The organism is Bordetella petrii (assembly GCF_020991325.1).
Taxonomy (GTDB): domain Bacteria; phylum Pseudomonadota; class Gammaproteobacteria; order Burkholderiales; family Burkholderiaceae_B; genus Bordetella_A; species Bordetella_A petrii_E.
The window spans coordinates 1-14,424 of sequence record NZ_JAJMLX010000099.1 but is presented as its reverse complement, the minus strand read 5'-3'; the positions used below and the strand labels follow the sequence as shown (position 1 = coordinate 14,424).

Genomic DNA, 14,424 nt, shown 5'->3' with positions numbered 1-14,424 from the left:
ACGCGCGGCGCCATTGGCCGGCGGGCGCGGTGTCCAGCCAGCCGGCGATGCGGCCGCCCGCCCGCAGCAACTGCGCCATGTACAGCAATGGCAGAGGCCCGCTGCCGGCCACCCAGACGGGGTTCGCGGGCACTTCGCGCGAAGTCTTCAACAATATTTGCGCGGCGCCCACGGTCAACACGCCCGGCAAGGTCCATCCGGGAAACGGCGCGGGCCGTTCCTGCGCGCCCGTGGCCAGCAGCACCTGGCCGGCACGCACCGCCTCCGCCTGGCCCGCATGGCTCATGTAGACATGCCAGCCGGGCTCGATCTGCCACACCTGTGTCTGCGGCCGGTACTCGGCGCCACAGGCTCGAAAGCGCCCGGCCAGCGCGGCGCCGGCACGATACTCGTCGCCCAGCACCGCGCCCGCGGGCGTGCCGGCCACGGTTTCCACCGCGCGCCATATCTGTCCGCCAGGAGCCGGCTGCTCGTCCACCACCATGACCCGCAGGCCGGCTTCGCGCAATGCGATTGCCGCGCTCATGCCGGCCGGACCGGCCCCCACCACCAGGACATCGACTTCGCTCGTCATGGCAGCACGCTCCGCTTGCCGAACTGGCGCTCGACACGCATGCCATCGCGCACGGTAACCAGGCAGGTCTGGGTTGAAGCCACCCCGTCCACAATGGCCAGGCAATCGAAGCACACGCCCATCATGCAGTACGGTGCCCGCGGGCTTTCGTGCACGGGCGTGGAGCGCGTGGCGCCTGCCTGTTGGCGCAGCAGCACGCCGGCCACCGTTTCCCCTGGCGTGGCGCTCACGGATTCGCCATCGATAGTCAAGGTCAGCGCGGGCGCGCCGGCATCATGCAGCTTGCGGAACATTGAAGCGCTCATGGTGAAATACATCCAAGGAAGTCGGCAGCGCGCCGCCGGCCAACGCCTGGGCCAGCGGCCCCGCGTGGAACGACGCCAGCGTCACGCCGGAATGGCACAGCGCGATCCACGCGCCGGGATAATCGGCCGCCCCGGCATACACCGGGCAGCCATCGGGAGTCATGATGCGCAGGCACGACCATTGCCTCACCAGGCGGGCGCGGGCCAGGTCGGGCAAGATGCGCAAGGCGGCGCGGCTCATGCGCACGGCGGCCTCTGTAGTGGTGGACAAGTCGTATCCCACTTCTTCATTGGTCAGCCCCACCAGCACCGAGCCCTCGGCAGTCTGGCGTATGCCGCTGGCCGGCAACGGCAACAAGGAGGCAACGCGCTCGGTCACCAGTATCTGGCCTCGCTGCGGGCGCAGCGGCACATCCAGGCTCACCATCGTCCCCAGGGTTCGCGAACCGAGTCCGGCGGCGATCACCAGCCGCGCCGTGCGCCAGCATTGGGCGCCGCTATGTACTTCGAACCCGCCGCCGGGCAGCGCGGCGATGCGGTCCACCGCCTGCCCGTGGCGCAATTGCGCGCCGCGCCGGACACAGGCCGCCTGCAGGGCGGCCAGCAGCCGCAACGGATTCACGTGGCCGTCCCGCAACCCCAGGCTGGCTCCCGCCACCTGCGGCCCCAGGCGCAATTGCGGAAATTCGCGCTGCAGCGCCCCCCTGTCCAGCATCTGGATACAGGGCGGAAGCTCGGGCGCCTGCGCCTGCCAGCGGCTCATGCGCAGCGCGCGCTGTTCCAGTTCGGTCTCGCCCACACAGAAATGCAGGCCGCCCCGGTTTTCGTAATCCAGCGGCACGCCGCTTTCGCGCTGCAGGTCCCGCGCGAATTCGGGCCAGAGCCCCGCCGCGTAATGCGACAGGCGCTGGTAATCCGGGTGCCCCTGGCCCTTGCCCTGCACCCATACCAGGCCGAAGTTGGCCTTGGCCGCGCGATAGTCGGTATCGGCGCCGTCCAGCAACAGCACGCGCCGCTGCGCGCCGGCCAGGCCGTAGGCGATGGCCGAGCCCACCATGCCGGCACCGGCGACGATGAAGTCGTAATCCTGGGTCATGCGCGGGCTCCGGCTTGCGGTAATCTAGCGGCCTGTCTCATCATCGAGGTCCTGGCATGCGGCGTACGCTGAATCTTCGTCAGATCGAAGCCTTCAAGGCCGTGATAGAACACGGCACTGCCAGCCAGGCGGCCGAGGTGCTGGGCATTACTCAACCGGCGGTAAGCAAGCTGCTTGCCCACCTGGAAGCGGAAACCGGCCTTACCCTGTTCGACCGCGTGCGCGGCAAACTGGCCTGTACCCCGCACGGCATGCGCCTGTACGAAGAAATCGACCGCACCTTCAGCGGCCTGCGCCAGGTGGAACAGGCCGTGGAATCGATACGCCGCGACGAACAGCGCACCCTGAACGTAGGCGTGCTGCCGGCACTGTCGGGGTCGTTCATCCGCCGCGCCACCTTGAATTTCCTGGCCAAGCATCCCGACGTGCGCGTGTCCATCCGGACGCGCGGCTCGCTGTTCCTGGCTGATTGGCTGGCCACCCGCCAGATCGACGTGGCCCTGGTGGGCAGCCGGGTCGACAACCCCTATATCGACCGCGAACCGCTGTTCCAGTACCCCTTGTTCTGCGCGCTGCCCGTCAACCACGCCCTGACCCGCAAACGCGTCATCCGGCCGCGCGATCTGTCTGGCGAGCCGTTCATCTCGTTCGGGCCTGGCAGCCAGACCCACGGCCTGGTACTCAAGGCATTCGAAGGCACCCAGGCCCGCTTGAACGTGGTGCTGGATACCGATACCGCGCCCACCGCCTGCGAGCTCGTGGCGGCGGGGCTGGGAGTTTCGCTGATTCATCCGCTGTTTGCCGATGGGTTGCAGAATCGCCTGGTATTGCGCCGGTTCGACCCGGAAATGCTGTTCCATTTCCAACTGTGCCGCGTGCAGGCGTCACGCAACGCGGCACTGGTCGAAGCCTTCATCCAGGAAGCCCGCGCCGTGGCGGCGCAGGTTTCCCGGGAACTGCTCAAGGGGCAGTAACCGCCGTCTGCTCGGTCACGGGCGGCTGAAGATTCAACGCGCCCTGCAAGTCATAGCCGTAATCCAGGCGGTCGCTGTGCGCCCAAACCTGTTTCAGGCCGAACAGCGGAATCGCGCACACGTCGTCATGGATCCTGGCCTGCGCCTCTTTCCACAAGGCCAGCTGCCGCTGGGCGTCGGGCTCCACGCGCGCCGCCCGGATCTGCTCGTCGGCCACTGAACAATGCGAGAAGTTCGACATGGCGGCCGGGGCGCCGATGGCCGAGGCCGAATCGTAGAACTCGGTCAGGTAGGAATCGGCCACCGGAAAGCGCGCCGCGCCGTAGAACACCAGGGCGCTCTGGTCTTTGCGGCTCTTGGCCTGGTAGGTGGCATGGTCCACCACCTCCATGTCGAGCTTGATGCCCGCCTTGGCCAATTGCGCCTGCACGATTTCCATGATGGGTTGCTGCGCGGAGATGTTCGACACCACCGACTTCAGCGTAATGCCATTGGGAAAGCCGGCTTCGGCCAATAGTTTCTTGGCGGCCGCCACGTCGTAGGCATAGGCGCCGGCGCCGCAGTCCTGGCCCAGGTAGCCATTGGGCACGACCGAACAGCCTTTGGTGGCGACGTCCTTGCCGGCATACCCCACGATCTCGTCCACGTTCACGGCCGCCGCCACGGCCTGGCGCACCTTCAGATTGTCCAGCGGCTTGATGGTGCGATTCAAGTGCAGCGTGCGGAACTCCGCGGGTTCGAAAATGTCCACCTTCATGCCGCGCTTGGTGGAACGCTCCACCCAGCGCTGTTCGCGCTTGCCTTGCATGAGATCGATCTCGTTCGACGCAAAGGCCAGTTCGCGCGCGCTGTCCGACGGGATCATGCGGTAGATGATGCCGCCCAGCTTGGGTTTGCCGCGGAAGTACGCATCATTGGCCACCAGCTTCACATACTGTTGCGTCAGATGTTCCCCGAACGCGAAAGGGCCTGTGCCTATAGGAGCGCCGCCGAACTTGTCGCCCAGCTTTTCGGCGGCCTTCTTGCTGACGATATTGCCGCCGTGGTAATCCGAGACGCGACCCAGGAAGCCCGCATCCGGATACTTCAGCGTGACGCGCACGGTGTAGTCGTCCAGCGCTTCGACCTTGTCCATTCCGGCGAACGTGGCGGCAAAGCTCGAGCGCTTCGGATCGGCGGCGCGCTGCAGTGAATACACCACGTCTTCGGCCTTCAGTTCCCCATAGCCGCCATGGAATTGCACGCCTTTGCGCAAATGGAAAGTCCATGTCTTGCTGTCGGGCGAAGCTTCCCACTTCTCGGCCAGGTCAGCCTCCAGGGCCTGTGGATCGGCGCTGCCCGGCGGGAATCTCACCAGGCCATCGAACATTTCAGAAGCCACGCCCTTGTCGGCCGTAGACGTCGCCCGATGCGGATCCAGCGTGGCATTGTCGGCGGCGCCCGAGCTGATGCGCAGCATGGGGCGATCCTGGGCGGCGGCGTGCGGCGGCAGGCCGGCACCTAACGCCAACAGGGCGGCGGAAATAATGGAGAGGGCAGGACGTTTCATGATTCCCCTTGAAGACGACGTTTGCGAAAGACTGCAATGACGTGACAACGGGGATGAAGGTAGAGCCGCCATGCCATGGCGTCAAAGTCGCTTCCGTGCAGGCCCTATTCCACAGGGTTATACGAAGCCCGGAAACGCACCGGGCTTCCCAGGAAGTCCGGGCGCAGACTAATGGTTAGTACCCATAGGCGCGGAATGCGGCGCCCTAGGGAAAGTACTAAGCCATTCAGGCTATCTGCGCCAGCGCGCGCACGATTTCCTGCGTGCTCGCCGGGCGCACCAGGCGTGCCACTTCGAGCCCGTCGCGCAGGAATATCAGCGACGGCCACAGCTTGACGCGGAACGACCTGCCCAGCGGCCGGCCGCTGCCGTCCTCGATCTTCAGGTGAGTCACTTGCGGGTACGCCACGAACGCCTGCTCGACCAGGGGCTGGGCCGATTGGCAATAGCCGCACCAGGCGGTGCCGAATTCCAGCACCAGCGGGCCGGGACGCTGGTCGATGTCCGCGCGCGCGGGGGCTTCGGCTTCAGTGGCATACAGATGGGTGGTAGACATGGCGTGCTCCAGGATCAGGGCAGTGGGCAGCAAGCGCCATGCCGCGGCGGCCGGCGCGCTACACGCCCAGGTACCGTTCCCACAACCCGCGGTCGCTGTCCAGCGCGGCGGAATCGCCGCTCCATACCACCTTACCGCGTTCCAGGATCACGTGCCGGTCGGCCAGCGCCAGCAGCCGCTCGACGTACTTGTCGATGACCAGGATGGTCTGGCCGGCTGCCCTCAAGGTGGACAGGCAGGCCCAGATTTCCTCGCGCACCAGCGGCGCCAGGCCCTCGGTGGCCTCGTCCAGCACCAGCAGGCGCGGGTTGGTGACCAGCGCGCGGCCGATGGCCAGCATCTGCTGTTCGCCGCCCGACAGCTGGTTGCCCATATTGCGGGCGCGTTCACCCAGGCGCGGAAACAGTTCGAAAACCCGCTCCGCCGTCCAGGGCCGCGCGATGTCCGGGTTGCGGGCCGCCGTGAACGCCGTCAGGTGCTCGCGCACCGTCAAGTTGGGAAAGCACTGGCGCCCTTCGGGCACGATGGCCAGCCCCAGCCGCGCGATGCGGTCGGGCGCCCAGCCGCTGATGTCCTGCCCGGCAAAGCGCACGCTGCCCGCGCGCAGGGGCAATTGGCCGAACAGGGTCCGCAGCAGGGTGCTCTTGCCCATGCCGTTGCGGCCCAGCAGGGTCACCACCTGGCCGGCGCCGATGTCCAGGTCCACGCCGAACAGCACCTGGCTGGCTCCGTAGCCGCTTTCCACTGCCTGCATGTTCAGCATGTCGCCGGCTCCGCTGCGGTGGCTTCGTCTTCGCCCAGGTAGGCCTTGCGCACCTCGGCATTGGCGCGGATCTCGGCCGGCGTGCCCGTGGCGATGATGCGCCCGTACACCAGCACCGAAATGCGGTCCGCCAGGCGGAATACCGCCTGCATATCGTGTTCTACCAGCAGCATGGCCGCATGGCCGCGCAGGGATTCGATCAAATCCGTCAGGCGCAGGGTTTCGTCGGGCCCCATGCCGGCCATGGGTTCGTCCAGCAACAGCACGCTGGGGCGCGCGGCCAGCGCCAGCGCGAATTCCAGTTTGCGCTGCTCGCCATGCGGCAGTGTGCCGGCCGGACGCTCCAGCAGCGCGCCGTCGATGGCGCACTGGCGGGCCAGCGCATGGGCCGCGTCGTGCAGCGCGCTGTCGGCGGCGCGCGGTTTCCAGAACTGGAAGCTGCTGCCCGCATGCGCCTGCACCGCCAGCAGCAGGTTGTCGCGCACGCTGAACGACTTGAAGATGTTCGTGACCTGGTACGAGCGCGACAGCCCCGCGGCCACGCGCTGGTGGGCGTTCAGGCGCGTAATGTCGGAACCGCCCAGCATCAGTCGGCCCGCATCGGCCGGCAAGGTGCCGGACAACAGGTGGATCAGGGTGGACTTGCCCGCGCCGTTCGGGCCGATAAGGGCATGGATTTCCCCGGGCGCCAAGGTCAGCGACACATGATCCGTGGCCACCAGGGCGCCAAAGCGGCGCACCAGGCTAGCCGCTTGCAGGGCCGGCGCGGGAGTGTTCACGGCGGAGCTCACGGACGCACCCCGCGCGCCGCCGGACCGGCAAACCACGGCCCCAGCAGGCCGGCCACGCCGCGCGGCGCGCAGAACACCACCACCAGCAGCAGCACGCCCAGCGGCAGGTGCCAGTATTCCGTCCACATGCGCAGCACTTCCTCCAGCGTCAGCATCAGCACGGCGCCGGCCACGCCGCCATAGCGCAGGCCGATGCCGCCCACCAGCACCATCACCAGCAGGTTGGCCGACTGGGTCCAGTGCATCAGGCTGGGCGAGATGAACAAGTTGTGGTTGGCCAGCAGCGCCCCGGCCAGGCCGGCCACCGCGCCGCTGATGACAAAGGCCGCCAGTTTCAGCCGGTACACCGGATAGCCCAGCGCTTCCATGCGCGACTCGTTCTCGCGTATGCCCTGCAGGGCCATGCCGAAACGCGAATCCACCAACCGGCCGAAACCCCACATCAGGATGGCGAACATCGCCAGCACCAGGTAGTAAAAACTGTTGCTGTCGGCCAGGTCGATGCCCGGCAACAGGGAATAGCCCGACAGGTTCAGGCCGTCTTCGCCGCCGTACTGGCGCAGCGAAATGAACAGGTAGTACACCATCTGGGCGAACGCCAGCGTGATCATGATGAAGTACACCCCGCGTGTGCGCAGCGATACCGCGCCGATCAGCAAGGCCAGCACGCCAGCCACGGCCGCGGCCGCCGGCCAGGCCAGCCAGGCGCCATGGATGCCGGCAGCGTCCAGGATGCCCACCGCGTAGGCCCCCGCCCCAAAAAATGCCGCGTGCCCCAGCGCCACCATGCCGCCATAGCCCAGGATAAGGTTCAGGCTGGTGGCCGCCAGCGCGTAGATCAGGATGCGGCGCAGCACCGACACGTAGAAGTCCAGCCCCATGGCGGCGGCTGCGTACGGGAACAGCGCCAACAGCAGCAGGAAACCCAGGGCCCAGTAAGTGGATCGGTGCATGGTTCACCCGCGCGCCGGAAACAGCCCGGCAGGGCGGAACACCAGCACCCCGGCCATGAGCAAGTAAATGGAAATCGCCGCCAGCGTGGCGGCCAGGCTGGACGCCATGGCCGGTGGCAGCACCTCGCGCAGCAGCATGGGCAGGAAGGCCCGCCCCGCCGTATCGACCATGCCCACCAGCAACGCGCCCACGAAGGCCCCGCGTATCGACCCGATGCCGCCGATGACAATGCACACCAGCACCAGGATCAGGATTTTTTCGCCCATGCCGACCTGCACGGCCGTGATCGGCCCCAGCAGCGCGCCCGCCACCGCGGCCAGCATGGCGCCCAGCGCGAACACGCCCAGGAACAGCAGGGGCACGCGCACCCCCATCAGCGTCGCCATCTGGCGGTTCGAGGCCCCGGCGCGCACCAGCACGCCGGCCCGCGTGCGCGTCACGAACCAGTACAGGCCCACCGCCGCCGCCAGGCCGCAGGCGATGATAAGCAACCGGTAGGCGGGGTACATCAGGTCGGGCATCAGCCGCACCGGGCCCGCCAGTGCCGACGGCAGGTTCAGCATGACGGGCGCCGGGCCCCAGATCATCTTGACCAGGTCGTTGGCGATGAGGATGACGGCGTAGGTACCCAGCACTTGCGCCAGGTGGTCGCGTATGGCCAGCCTGCGCACCAGCACCAGTTCCAGCACCACGCCCACCAGCCCGGTCACCAGCGCGGCCACCAGCACCGCGGACACGAACGACCCGGTGCGCTGCATGGTCTCGGCGGCGACGTAGGCGCCAGCCATGTACAGCGAACCATGCGCCAGGTTCATGATGTCCATGATGCCGAACACCAGGGTCAGCCCCGCCGCGATCAGGAACAGCATCAGCCCGAACTGCAGGCCGTTCAACAATTGCTCGACAACCAGTGTCATCTGGAACCTATCGCCACGAAACCTTCCCCCTGGCCCGCGGGCGCGCCTGCGCGGCGCACCGCGGGCGGCTCGCCTGGATTACAGCTTGCACTGGCCCACGTACACATCCTGGTAGCTGTCGAACACCTTGCCCACCAGCTTGTTGGTAATGCGGCCTTCGCTGTCTTTTTCGATGACGCGCAGGTAATAGGCCTGGATGGGATAGTGGTTGTTGCCGTAGGTGTACTTGCCGCGCACCGAGGGATAGTCGGCCTTGGCCAGGGCCTGCACGATGGCGTCGCGGTCGGACGCCTTGCCGCCCGCCTGCTTCACGGCGGCGTCCATGGCCATGATCACGTCATAGGCCTGCGCGGCGTACACCGAGGGATAGCGGCCCTTGTATTCCTTGCGGAACGCCTCGACGAACTGCTTGTTCTGCGGCACGTCCAGGTCGTGCGCCCACTGCGCGGTGTTGTACATGCCCAGCATGGGCTCGCCCACGGCCTGGATCACGTCTTCATCGGCCGAGAAGCCCGGGCCGATGAGCTTGATGTCCTGCGACAGGCCGGCCGCCACGAACTGCTTGATGAAATTGATGCCCATGCCGCCCGGCAGGAAAATGAACACCGCGTCGGGCTTGGCGGCGCGGATCTGCGCCAGTTCGGCCGCGTAGTCGATCTGCCCCAGCTTGGTGTACACCTCGTCGGCCACGTCGGCCTTGTAGCCGCGCTTGAATCCGGTAAGCGCGTCCTTGCCGGCGGGATAATCGGGCGCCATGATCAGCACCTTCTTGAACCCGCGGTCGGCCGCGACCTTGCCGGCCGCTTCGTGGAAAGCGTCGTTCTGGTACGAGGTGCCGAACCAGTAGCGGTTGCAGCGCTCGCCCGCGTACTGGCTGGGGCCGGGGTTGTTCGACAGGTAGGGAATCTTGGCCCCGAACAGCGCGGGGCCCACGGCCAGCGCCACGTTGGAACCGATGGGGCCGGTGAAGAAGTCGATTTTGTCGCGCTGGATGTAGCGCGTGACCAGTTGGCGCGCCTGGTCCGGGTTGCCGCCCATGTCGGTTTGCAGGAACTCGGCGGGCTGGCCGCCCAGCTTGCCGTCCAGCTGCTTGATGGCCAGGTTGAAGCCGTCGCGCGCCTCGGCGCCCAGCGCCGCGAACGGGCCCGATATATCATTGGCGATACCGACCTTGATCGGATCGGCGGATGACAGGGCGGGCACCAGCGCGGCAACCGCCACCAGAGAAGTCAGGAAACGCATCGTGGTAGCTCCTTGCGCGTTGCGCGCAGCGGATGTTTTTATGGGATAGTGCGAATTCGGATGCTTCTGGCATCAGCCCCCGGGCATCGCCCCGGACGTTGCGGCAAGGACTGGCGTGCCGCATAGTTTAGGTTTAAAGTATTCGGCAAGACAAGACTAGGGTTTTTACCAGGGGTTCTTGCCGCGCCATGCCCTTTCTTTACCGCCAATACGACCGCGCCGCGCTCGATGTCCAGTACAACGCCCGTGCCACGGTACCCGATGTGCAGCGGTTTCTTGCACAGTACGCCGCGCAAAGCCAGGCCGCCCGCGCCGCGCTGCCCTGCGCGGCCGATGTTCCCTACGGCGATCATGCCGACGAACTGCTGGATATCTTCCCCGCCGCGCCGCGGGCCGGTGCGGCGGCGCAAGGCGCGCCGGTGTTCGTGTTCATTCATGGCGGCTACTGGCGGGCGCTGTCGAAAGACGATTCCAGCGGCATGGCGCCGGCGTTCACGCGGGCCGGCGCGGTGGTGGTGGCGGTGAATTATTCGCTGGCGCCGGCGGTAACGCTGGACCGCATTGTCGACCAGGTACGCCGCGCGCTGGCCTGGGTATACCGCCACATTGGCCGCCATGGCGGCGACCCCGCCCGCATTCATGTCTGCGGCAGTTCGGCGGGCGGCCATCTGGTGGGCATGCTGCTGGCCGGCGGCTGGCACGCCGGCTATGGTGTGCCGGCCGATGTGGTGGCCGGCGCGGCGCCGCTGTCGGGCCTGTTCGATTTACGGCCGCTGGTGCATACCCACATCAACGAATGGATGCGCCTGAGCGCGGCCGACGCCGAACGCAACAGTCCGGCCCTGCTGCCGCCGGGCGCGGGTTGTCCGCTGGTGGCCAGTTACGGCGCCAACGAAACCGACGAATTCAAGCGCCAGACCCACGACTACATGCAGGCCTGGCAAGGCCGCGGCTTGCCGGCCCGCCATGTGCCCATGCCGGGCACCAATCACTTCGACATTGTGCTTACGCTGAACGACTCCGCCAGCCCGCTGACGCGCGCCATCTTCGACCAAATGGGCCTGGCCGGCAACGGCCGCCCCGCCTGCTAAGGCCTGCCCCCATGATCGATACCCCCGACCTGGAAACACGGGCCGCGCCCGACGATCACCATGCCCTGCGCCTGTGGCTGCGCATGCTGACGTGCTGCAATCTGATCGAATCCGATATCCGCGCCCGCCTGCGCACCGAGTTCGACACCACCCTGCCCCGCTTCGACCTGATGGCGCAACTGCAGCGCGCGCCCAAGGGCATGAAAATGGGCGAGCTGTCGCGCCGCATGATGGTGACCAACGGCAATATCACGGGCATTACCGACCAGTTGGAAAAGGAAGGCCTGGTGATGCGCACCAAGATGGAAACCGACCGCCGCAGTTCGGTGCTGAAGCTCACCCCGCAAGGGCGGCGCGTATTCAACCGCATGGCGCGGGCCCACGAAGGCTGGGTCAAGGGCATGTTCAACGACTTGCCGGAGGCCAGCCGGGATGCGTTGTACCAGGCGCTGGGGGAATTGAAGTTGCAGGTGGTGGCGGCGCGGGGGCCGGGGCGCTGAGAGTCGGGTTTGTTCATGCGCTGATTTTTTTTGCCGCTGTCTTGGATCTTTCTTGCCCCGTCCCGCGGCGTTGGGGCAAGGGGTGGCGGCGAAGTCTGTCGGGCTCGGGCGCATCCAGGCGCCCTCGGCCCGCTGCGCGGGCTGCCCCGCCAGCCAACTCGCCGCCACCCCTTGCCCCAACGCCACGGGACTGCATCTGAGTAATTTCCACGAATAGCACCCTGGCCCATGTCTTGGCGCCTGGCAGCCTGGCGCAGCCGCGGTTTCTGCACGCTGCCAGCCCAGGACGGCCAGGCGACAAAAGAACACGACAACCATCCGCAGCCACGGCCCCTCGCCCGCAATGGGATAATAAGAACCACACCCGCCCATGCGGCCCCCCCTATACCCCCAGCCACAGAGACGAAGTCATGGCCGTTAACCTGCAGATCCCTTCCGAATCCGACATTTTCCCCGTTGCCGGCGTAGAAATCGGCGTCACCGAAGCCGGCATCCGCAAAGCCAACCGACGCGACCTGACCGTTTTCCGCCTGGCCGAAGGCACCAACGTGGCCGGCGTATTCACCCGTAACCGTTTCCGCGCGGCCCCCGTGCAAGTGTGCGAAACCCATCTGGCCGCCGGCGGCCCCATCCGGGCCCTGGTCATCAACACCGGCAACGCCAACGCCGGCACCGGCGCCGAAGGCCTGAAAAAAGCCCAGGACACCTGCGCCGCCCTGGGCCAACTGATGGGTGTTCCCGCGCAGCAAGTGCTGCCCTTCTCCACCGGCGTCATCCTGGAACCCCTGCCGCTCGACCGCCTGACGGCCGCCCTGCCCGCCGCCCTGGCCAACCTGGGCGACAACCAATGGTTCAACGCCGCCCACGGCATCATGACCACCGACACCCTGCCCAAGATCCACTCGCGCCGCGTGGACATCGACGGCAAGACGGTCACCTTCACCGGCATCAGCAAAGGCGCCGGCATGATCCGCCCCAACATGGCCACCATGCTCAGCTTCCTGGCCACCGACGCCGGCATCGCCCAGCCCCTGCTGCGCAAACTGGCGCTTGAAATCGCCAACCGCTCGTTCAACCGCATCACCGTCGATGGCGACACCTCCACCAACGACTCGTTCATCATCGCGGCCACCGGCCAGTCCGGCGTCGACATCGCCTCGGAAGCCGACCCCCACTACGTCGCCGTGCGCGATGCGCTGAGCGCGGCCGCGTTGGAACTGGCACAGAAAATCGTGCGCGACGCCGAAGGCGCCACCAAGTTCATCACCATCCGCGTCGAAGATGCCCTGACCACCGACGAAGCGCTGAAAGTGGCGTATTCGGTGGCGCACTCGCCGCTGGTCAAGACGGCCTTCTTCGCGTCCGACCCCAACCTGGGCCGCATTCTGGCCGCCATCGGCTACGCCGGCATCGACGACCTGGACGTCTCCAGGCTGCGCCTGTGGCTGGACGACGTGCTGGTGGCGCGCGACGGCGGCCGCAACCCCGACTACCAGGAAGCCGACGGCCAGCGCGTCATGAAGCAGGCCGAGATCGGCATCCGCATTGCGCTGGCGCGCGGGCAGGCCAATGAAACGGTCTACACCTGCGACTTCTCGCACGAGTACGTCAGCATCAACGCCGACTACCGTTCCTGAACCCCGCATCCGGATCCCCGACGTGACCGCTACTGATTTCTCTGTCCTGATCGAACGCGCCGAACGCGTGCTGGCCCAGCTGGAAGCCTGGCTGCCGGCCGCGCCCCCCGAAATCGACTGGTCCGCCCACGCCTACCGCTGGCGCAAGCGCGGTTCGCGCGGCTGGCTGGACGCCGTGCGGCACGTGGCCCGCATCGACATGGCCGACCTGCAGCACATCGAGCGGCAGAAAGGCATCATCGACCGCAACACCCGCCAATTCCTGCAGCAAAAACCCGCCAACAACGTGCTGATGACCGGCGCGCGCGGCACCGGCAAAAGCTCGCTGGTAAAGGCCATGCTGGCCGCATACGGCGACCAGGGCCTGCGGCTCATCGAGGTCGACAAATCCGACCTGGGCGATCTTGCCGACATCGTCGAACTGGTCGCGGGCCGCCCCGAACGCTACATCGTGTTCTGCGACGACCTGTCGTTCGAAGAAGGCGAAGCCGGCTACAAGGCGCTGAAATCGGTGCTGGACGGCTCGGTGTCGGCATCGGGCGACAACGTGCTCATCTACGCCACGTCGAACCGGCGCCACCTGATGCCGGAATACATGAGCGAGAACCTGCAGGCCAGGCACCAGCCCGACGGCGAGATCCATCCCGGCGAAACCGTGGAAGAAAAAATCTCGCTGTCCGAGCGCTTCGGGCTGTGGCTGTCGTTCCACCCCTTCAAGCAAGACGACTACCTGGACATCGTGCACCACTGGCTGCGCGAACTGAAATGCCCCGACGCGCAGATCCAGGCCTGCCGCACCGAGGCGCTGCAATGGGCGCTGGAGCGCGGCTCGCGCTCGGGCCGGGTGGCCTACCAGTTCGCCCGCGACTGGGCCGCGCGCCATGTCTGAGCGCATCATCGATGTGGCCGCCGGCCTGATCCTGCGCCCCGACGGCCAGTTGCTGCTGGGCCAGCGCCCCGACGGCAAGCCCTGGGCCGGCTGGTGGGAATTGCCGGGCGGCAAGCTGGAACCCGGCGAAACCGTGCTGCAGGCCCTGGCGCGCGAACTGCGCGAGGAAATCGGCATCGAAGTCACCCAGGCGGTGCCGTGGGTCACCTATGTGCATGCCTACCCGCACACCACGGTGCGCCTGGCGTTTTGCCAGGTTACCGGCTGGCAGGGCGAGCCCGCCAGCCTGGAGAACCAGCGCCTGGAATGGGTAGACCCTGCCCAGGCCGCCAGCGTGGGCGACCTGCTGCCGGCCACGCTGCCGCCGCTGCGCTGGCTGCAACTGCCCACCCGCTACGGCATTTCGGCCATCGGCGGCCGGGCCGGCCTGCCGGCCTTTCTTGAACGCCTGGAACGCGCCCTGGCGCGCGGGCTGAAGCTGGTGCAGCTGCGCGAACCGCACTGGCCCGACGGCCCTGGCGCCACCTCGCTGGGGCAGGGCGCCTGGGGGAAAATCGCTCAACTGGGCGGCGTGCTCATCGGCGAC

General features: G+C 67.1%; 16 protein-coding genes. 6 read left to right on the top strand and 10 right to left on the bottom strand.

Annotated elements, in window-relative coordinates; genetic code table 11:
- The 3 genes from LPZ50_RS11990 to LPZ50_RS11980 all read right to left on the bottom strand — a co-directional run.
- The coding region (locus tag LPZ50_RS11990; protein ID WP_230661684.1) for an NAD(P)/FAD-dependent oxidoreductase at positions 1 to 574 on the bottom strand (574 nt) is incomplete at its 3' end.
- A complete protein-coding gene (locus LPZ50_RS11985) occupies positions 571 to 867 on the bottom strand; it encodes a (2Fe-2S)-binding protein (RefSeq protein WP_230661688.1) in 297 nt (98 codons plus the stop codon). The genes LPZ50_RS11990 and LPZ50_RS11985, both read right to left, overlap by 4 nt.
- Positions 848 to 1,975 (bottom strand): NAD(P)/FAD-dependent oxidoreductase, encoded by a 1,128-nt coding sequence (locus LPZ50_RS11980; RefSeq protein WP_230661682.1) that lies wholly within the window; start codon positions 1,973 to 1,975, stop codon positions 848 to 850. The genes LPZ50_RS11985 and LPZ50_RS11980 overlap by 20 nt, the downstream gene beginning before the upstream one ends.
- A 56-nt stretch (positions 1,976 to 2,031) precedes the next feature.
- On the opposite strand from LPZ50_RS11980, the gene LPZ50_RS11975 reads away from it, so the two are divergent.
- Entirely contained in the window at positions 2,032 to 2,949 is a 918-nt protein-coding gene (locus LPZ50_RS11975; RefSeq protein WP_230661680.1) for a LysR family transcriptional regulator, read from the top strand.
- On the opposite strand, the gene LPZ50_RS11970 is transcribed toward LPZ50_RS11975, so the two are convergent.
- The 7 genes from LPZ50_RS11970 to LPZ50_RS11940 all read right to left on the bottom strand — a co-directional run bounded on the left by LPZ50_RS11970 (position 2,936) and on the right by LPZ50_RS11940 (position 9,721).
- Positions 2,936 to 4,498, bottom strand: a complete 1,563-nt coding sequence (locus LPZ50_RS11970) for an ABC transporter substrate-binding protein (protein ID WP_230661677.1) — start codon at positions 4,496 to 4,498, stop codon at positions 2,936 to 2,938. The two genes, LPZ50_RS11975 and LPZ50_RS11970, sit on opposite strands and share 14 nt — an antisense overlap.
- Before the next feature lie 226 nt (positions 4,499 to 4,724).
- Positions 4,725 to 5,054, bottom strand: coding sequence for a thioredoxin family protein (locus LPZ50_RS11965; protein ID WP_230661675.1), 330 nt, complete (start codon positions 5,052 to 5,054; stop codon positions 4,725 to 4,727).
- A 58-nt stretch (positions 5,055 to 5,112) separates the two neighbouring features.
- Positions 5,113 to 5,817: an ABC transporter ATP-binding protein gene (locus tag LPZ50_RS11960; RefSeq protein WP_230661673.1), complete on the bottom strand. Its 705-nt coding sequence runs from the start codon at positions 5,815 to 5,817 to the stop codon at positions 5,113 to 5,115.
- Positions 5,811 to 6,596, bottom strand: a complete 786-nt coding sequence (locus LPZ50_RS11955; RefSeq protein WP_230661686.1) for an ABC transporter ATP-binding protein — start codon at positions 6,594 to 6,596, stop codon at positions 5,811 to 5,813. Before LPZ50_RS11955 ends, LPZ50_RS11960 begins: the two co-directional genes overlap by 7 nt.
- Before the next feature lie 8 nt (positions 6,597 to 6,604).
- Positions 6,605 to 7,561: a branched-chain amino acid ABC transporter permease gene (locus tag LPZ50_RS11950; protein WP_230661671.1), complete on the bottom strand. Its 957-nt coding sequence runs from the start codon at positions 7,559 to 7,561 to the stop codon at positions 6,605 to 6,607.
- Between the two features lie 3 nt (positions 7,562 to 7,564).
- Complete coding sequence (locus LPZ50_RS11945) at positions 7,565 to 8,479, bottom strand: branched-chain amino acid ABC transporter permease (protein WP_230661669.1); 915 nt, start codon at positions 8,477 to 8,479, stop codon at positions 7,565 to 7,567.
- A 78-nt stretch (positions 8,480 to 8,557) separates the two neighbouring features.
- Positions 8,558 to 9,721 carry an ABC transporter substrate-binding protein gene (locus tag LPZ50_RS11940; RefSeq protein WP_230661667.1) on the bottom strand — a complete coding sequence of 388 codons (1,164 nt, stop codon included), beginning with the start codon at positions 9,719 to 9,721 and terminating at the stop codon, positions 8,558 to 8,560.
- Positions 9,722 to 9,909: 188 nt separating this feature from the next.
- On the opposite strand from LPZ50_RS11940, the gene LPZ50_RS11935 reads away from it, so the two are divergent.
- The 5 genes from LPZ50_RS11935 to LPZ50_RS11915 form a co-directional block, all read left to right on the top strand.
- Entirely contained in the window at positions 9,910 to 10,812 is a 903-nt protein-coding gene (locus tag LPZ50_RS11935) for an alpha/beta hydrolase (RefSeq protein ID WP_230661665.1), read from the top strand.
- 11 nt (positions 10,813 to 10,823) lie between these two features.
- A complete protein-coding gene (locus LPZ50_RS11930; protein ID WP_230661663.1) occupies positions 10,824 to 11,312 on the top strand; it encodes a MarR family winged helix-turn-helix transcriptional regulator in 489 nt (162 codons plus the stop codon).
- 410 nt (positions 11,313 to 11,722) lie between these two features.
- On the top strand, positions 11,723 to 12,949 hold the full coding sequence (gene argJ / locus LPZ50_RS11925; protein WP_230661660.1) for a bifunctional glutamate N-acetyltransferase/amino-acid acetyltransferase ArgJ: 1,227 nt from the start codon (positions 11,723 to 11,725) through the stop codon (positions 12,947 to 12,949).
- A 22-nt stretch (positions 12,950 to 12,971) separates the two neighbouring features.
- A complete protein-coding gene (locus LPZ50_RS11920; protein ID WP_230661655.1) occupies positions 12,972 to 13,838 on the top strand; it encodes an ATP-binding protein in 867 nt (288 codons plus the stop codon).
- Positions 13,831 to 14,424 (top strand): NUDIX domain-containing protein (locus tag LPZ50_RS11915; protein ID WP_230661653.1); only part of this gene is annotated, 594 nt, incomplete at its 3' end. The genes LPZ50_RS11920 and LPZ50_RS11915, both read left to right, overlap by 8 nt.

Coding starts and splice junctions, on each gene's coding strand:
- LPZ50_RS11985 (WP_230661688.1), bottom strand. CDS start 867: ATGTTCCGCAAGCTGCATGATGCCGGCGCGCCCGCGCTGACCTTGACT.
- LPZ50_RS11980 (WP_230661682.1), bottom strand. CDS start 1,975: ATGACCCAGGATTACGACTTCATCGTCGCCGGTGCCGGCATGGTGGGC.
- LPZ50_RS11975 (WP_230661680.1), top strand. CDS start 2,032: ATGCGGCGTACGCTGAATCTTCGTCAGATCGAAGCCTTCAAGGCCGTG.
- LPZ50_RS11970 (WP_230661677.1), bottom strand. CDS start 4,498: ATGAAACGTCCTGCCCTCTCCATTATTTCCGCCGCCCTGTTGGCGTTA.
- LPZ50_RS11965 (WP_230661675.1), bottom strand. CDS start 5,054: ATGTCTACCACCCATCTGTATGCCACTGAAGCCGAAGCCCCCGCGCGC.
- LPZ50_RS11960 (WP_230661673.1), bottom strand. CDS start 5,817: ATGCTGAACATGCAGGCAGTGGAAAGCGGCTACGGAGCCAGCCAGGTG.
- LPZ50_RS11950 (WP_230661671.1), bottom strand. CDS start 7,561: ATGCACCGATCCACTTACTGGGCCCTGGGTTTCCTGCTGCTGTTGGCG.
- LPZ50_RS11945 (WP_230661669.1), bottom strand. CDS start 8,479: ATGACACTGGTTGTCGAGCAATTGTTGAACGGCCTGCAGTTCGGGCTG.
- LPZ50_RS11940 (WP_230661667.1), bottom strand. CDS start 9,721: ATGCGTTTCCTGACTTCTCTGGTGGCGGTTGCCGCGCTGGTGCCCGCC.
- LPZ50_RS11935 (WP_230661665.1), top strand. CDS start 9,910: ATGCCCTTTCTTTACCGCCAATACGACCGCGCCGCGCTCGATGTCCAG.
- LPZ50_RS11930 (WP_230661663.1), top strand. CDS start 10,824: ATGATCGATACCCCCGACCTGGAAACACGGGCCGCGCCCGACGATCAC.
- argJ (WP_230661660.1), top strand. CDS start 11,723: ATGGCCGTTAACCTGCAGATCCCTTCCGAATCCGACATTTTCCCCGTT.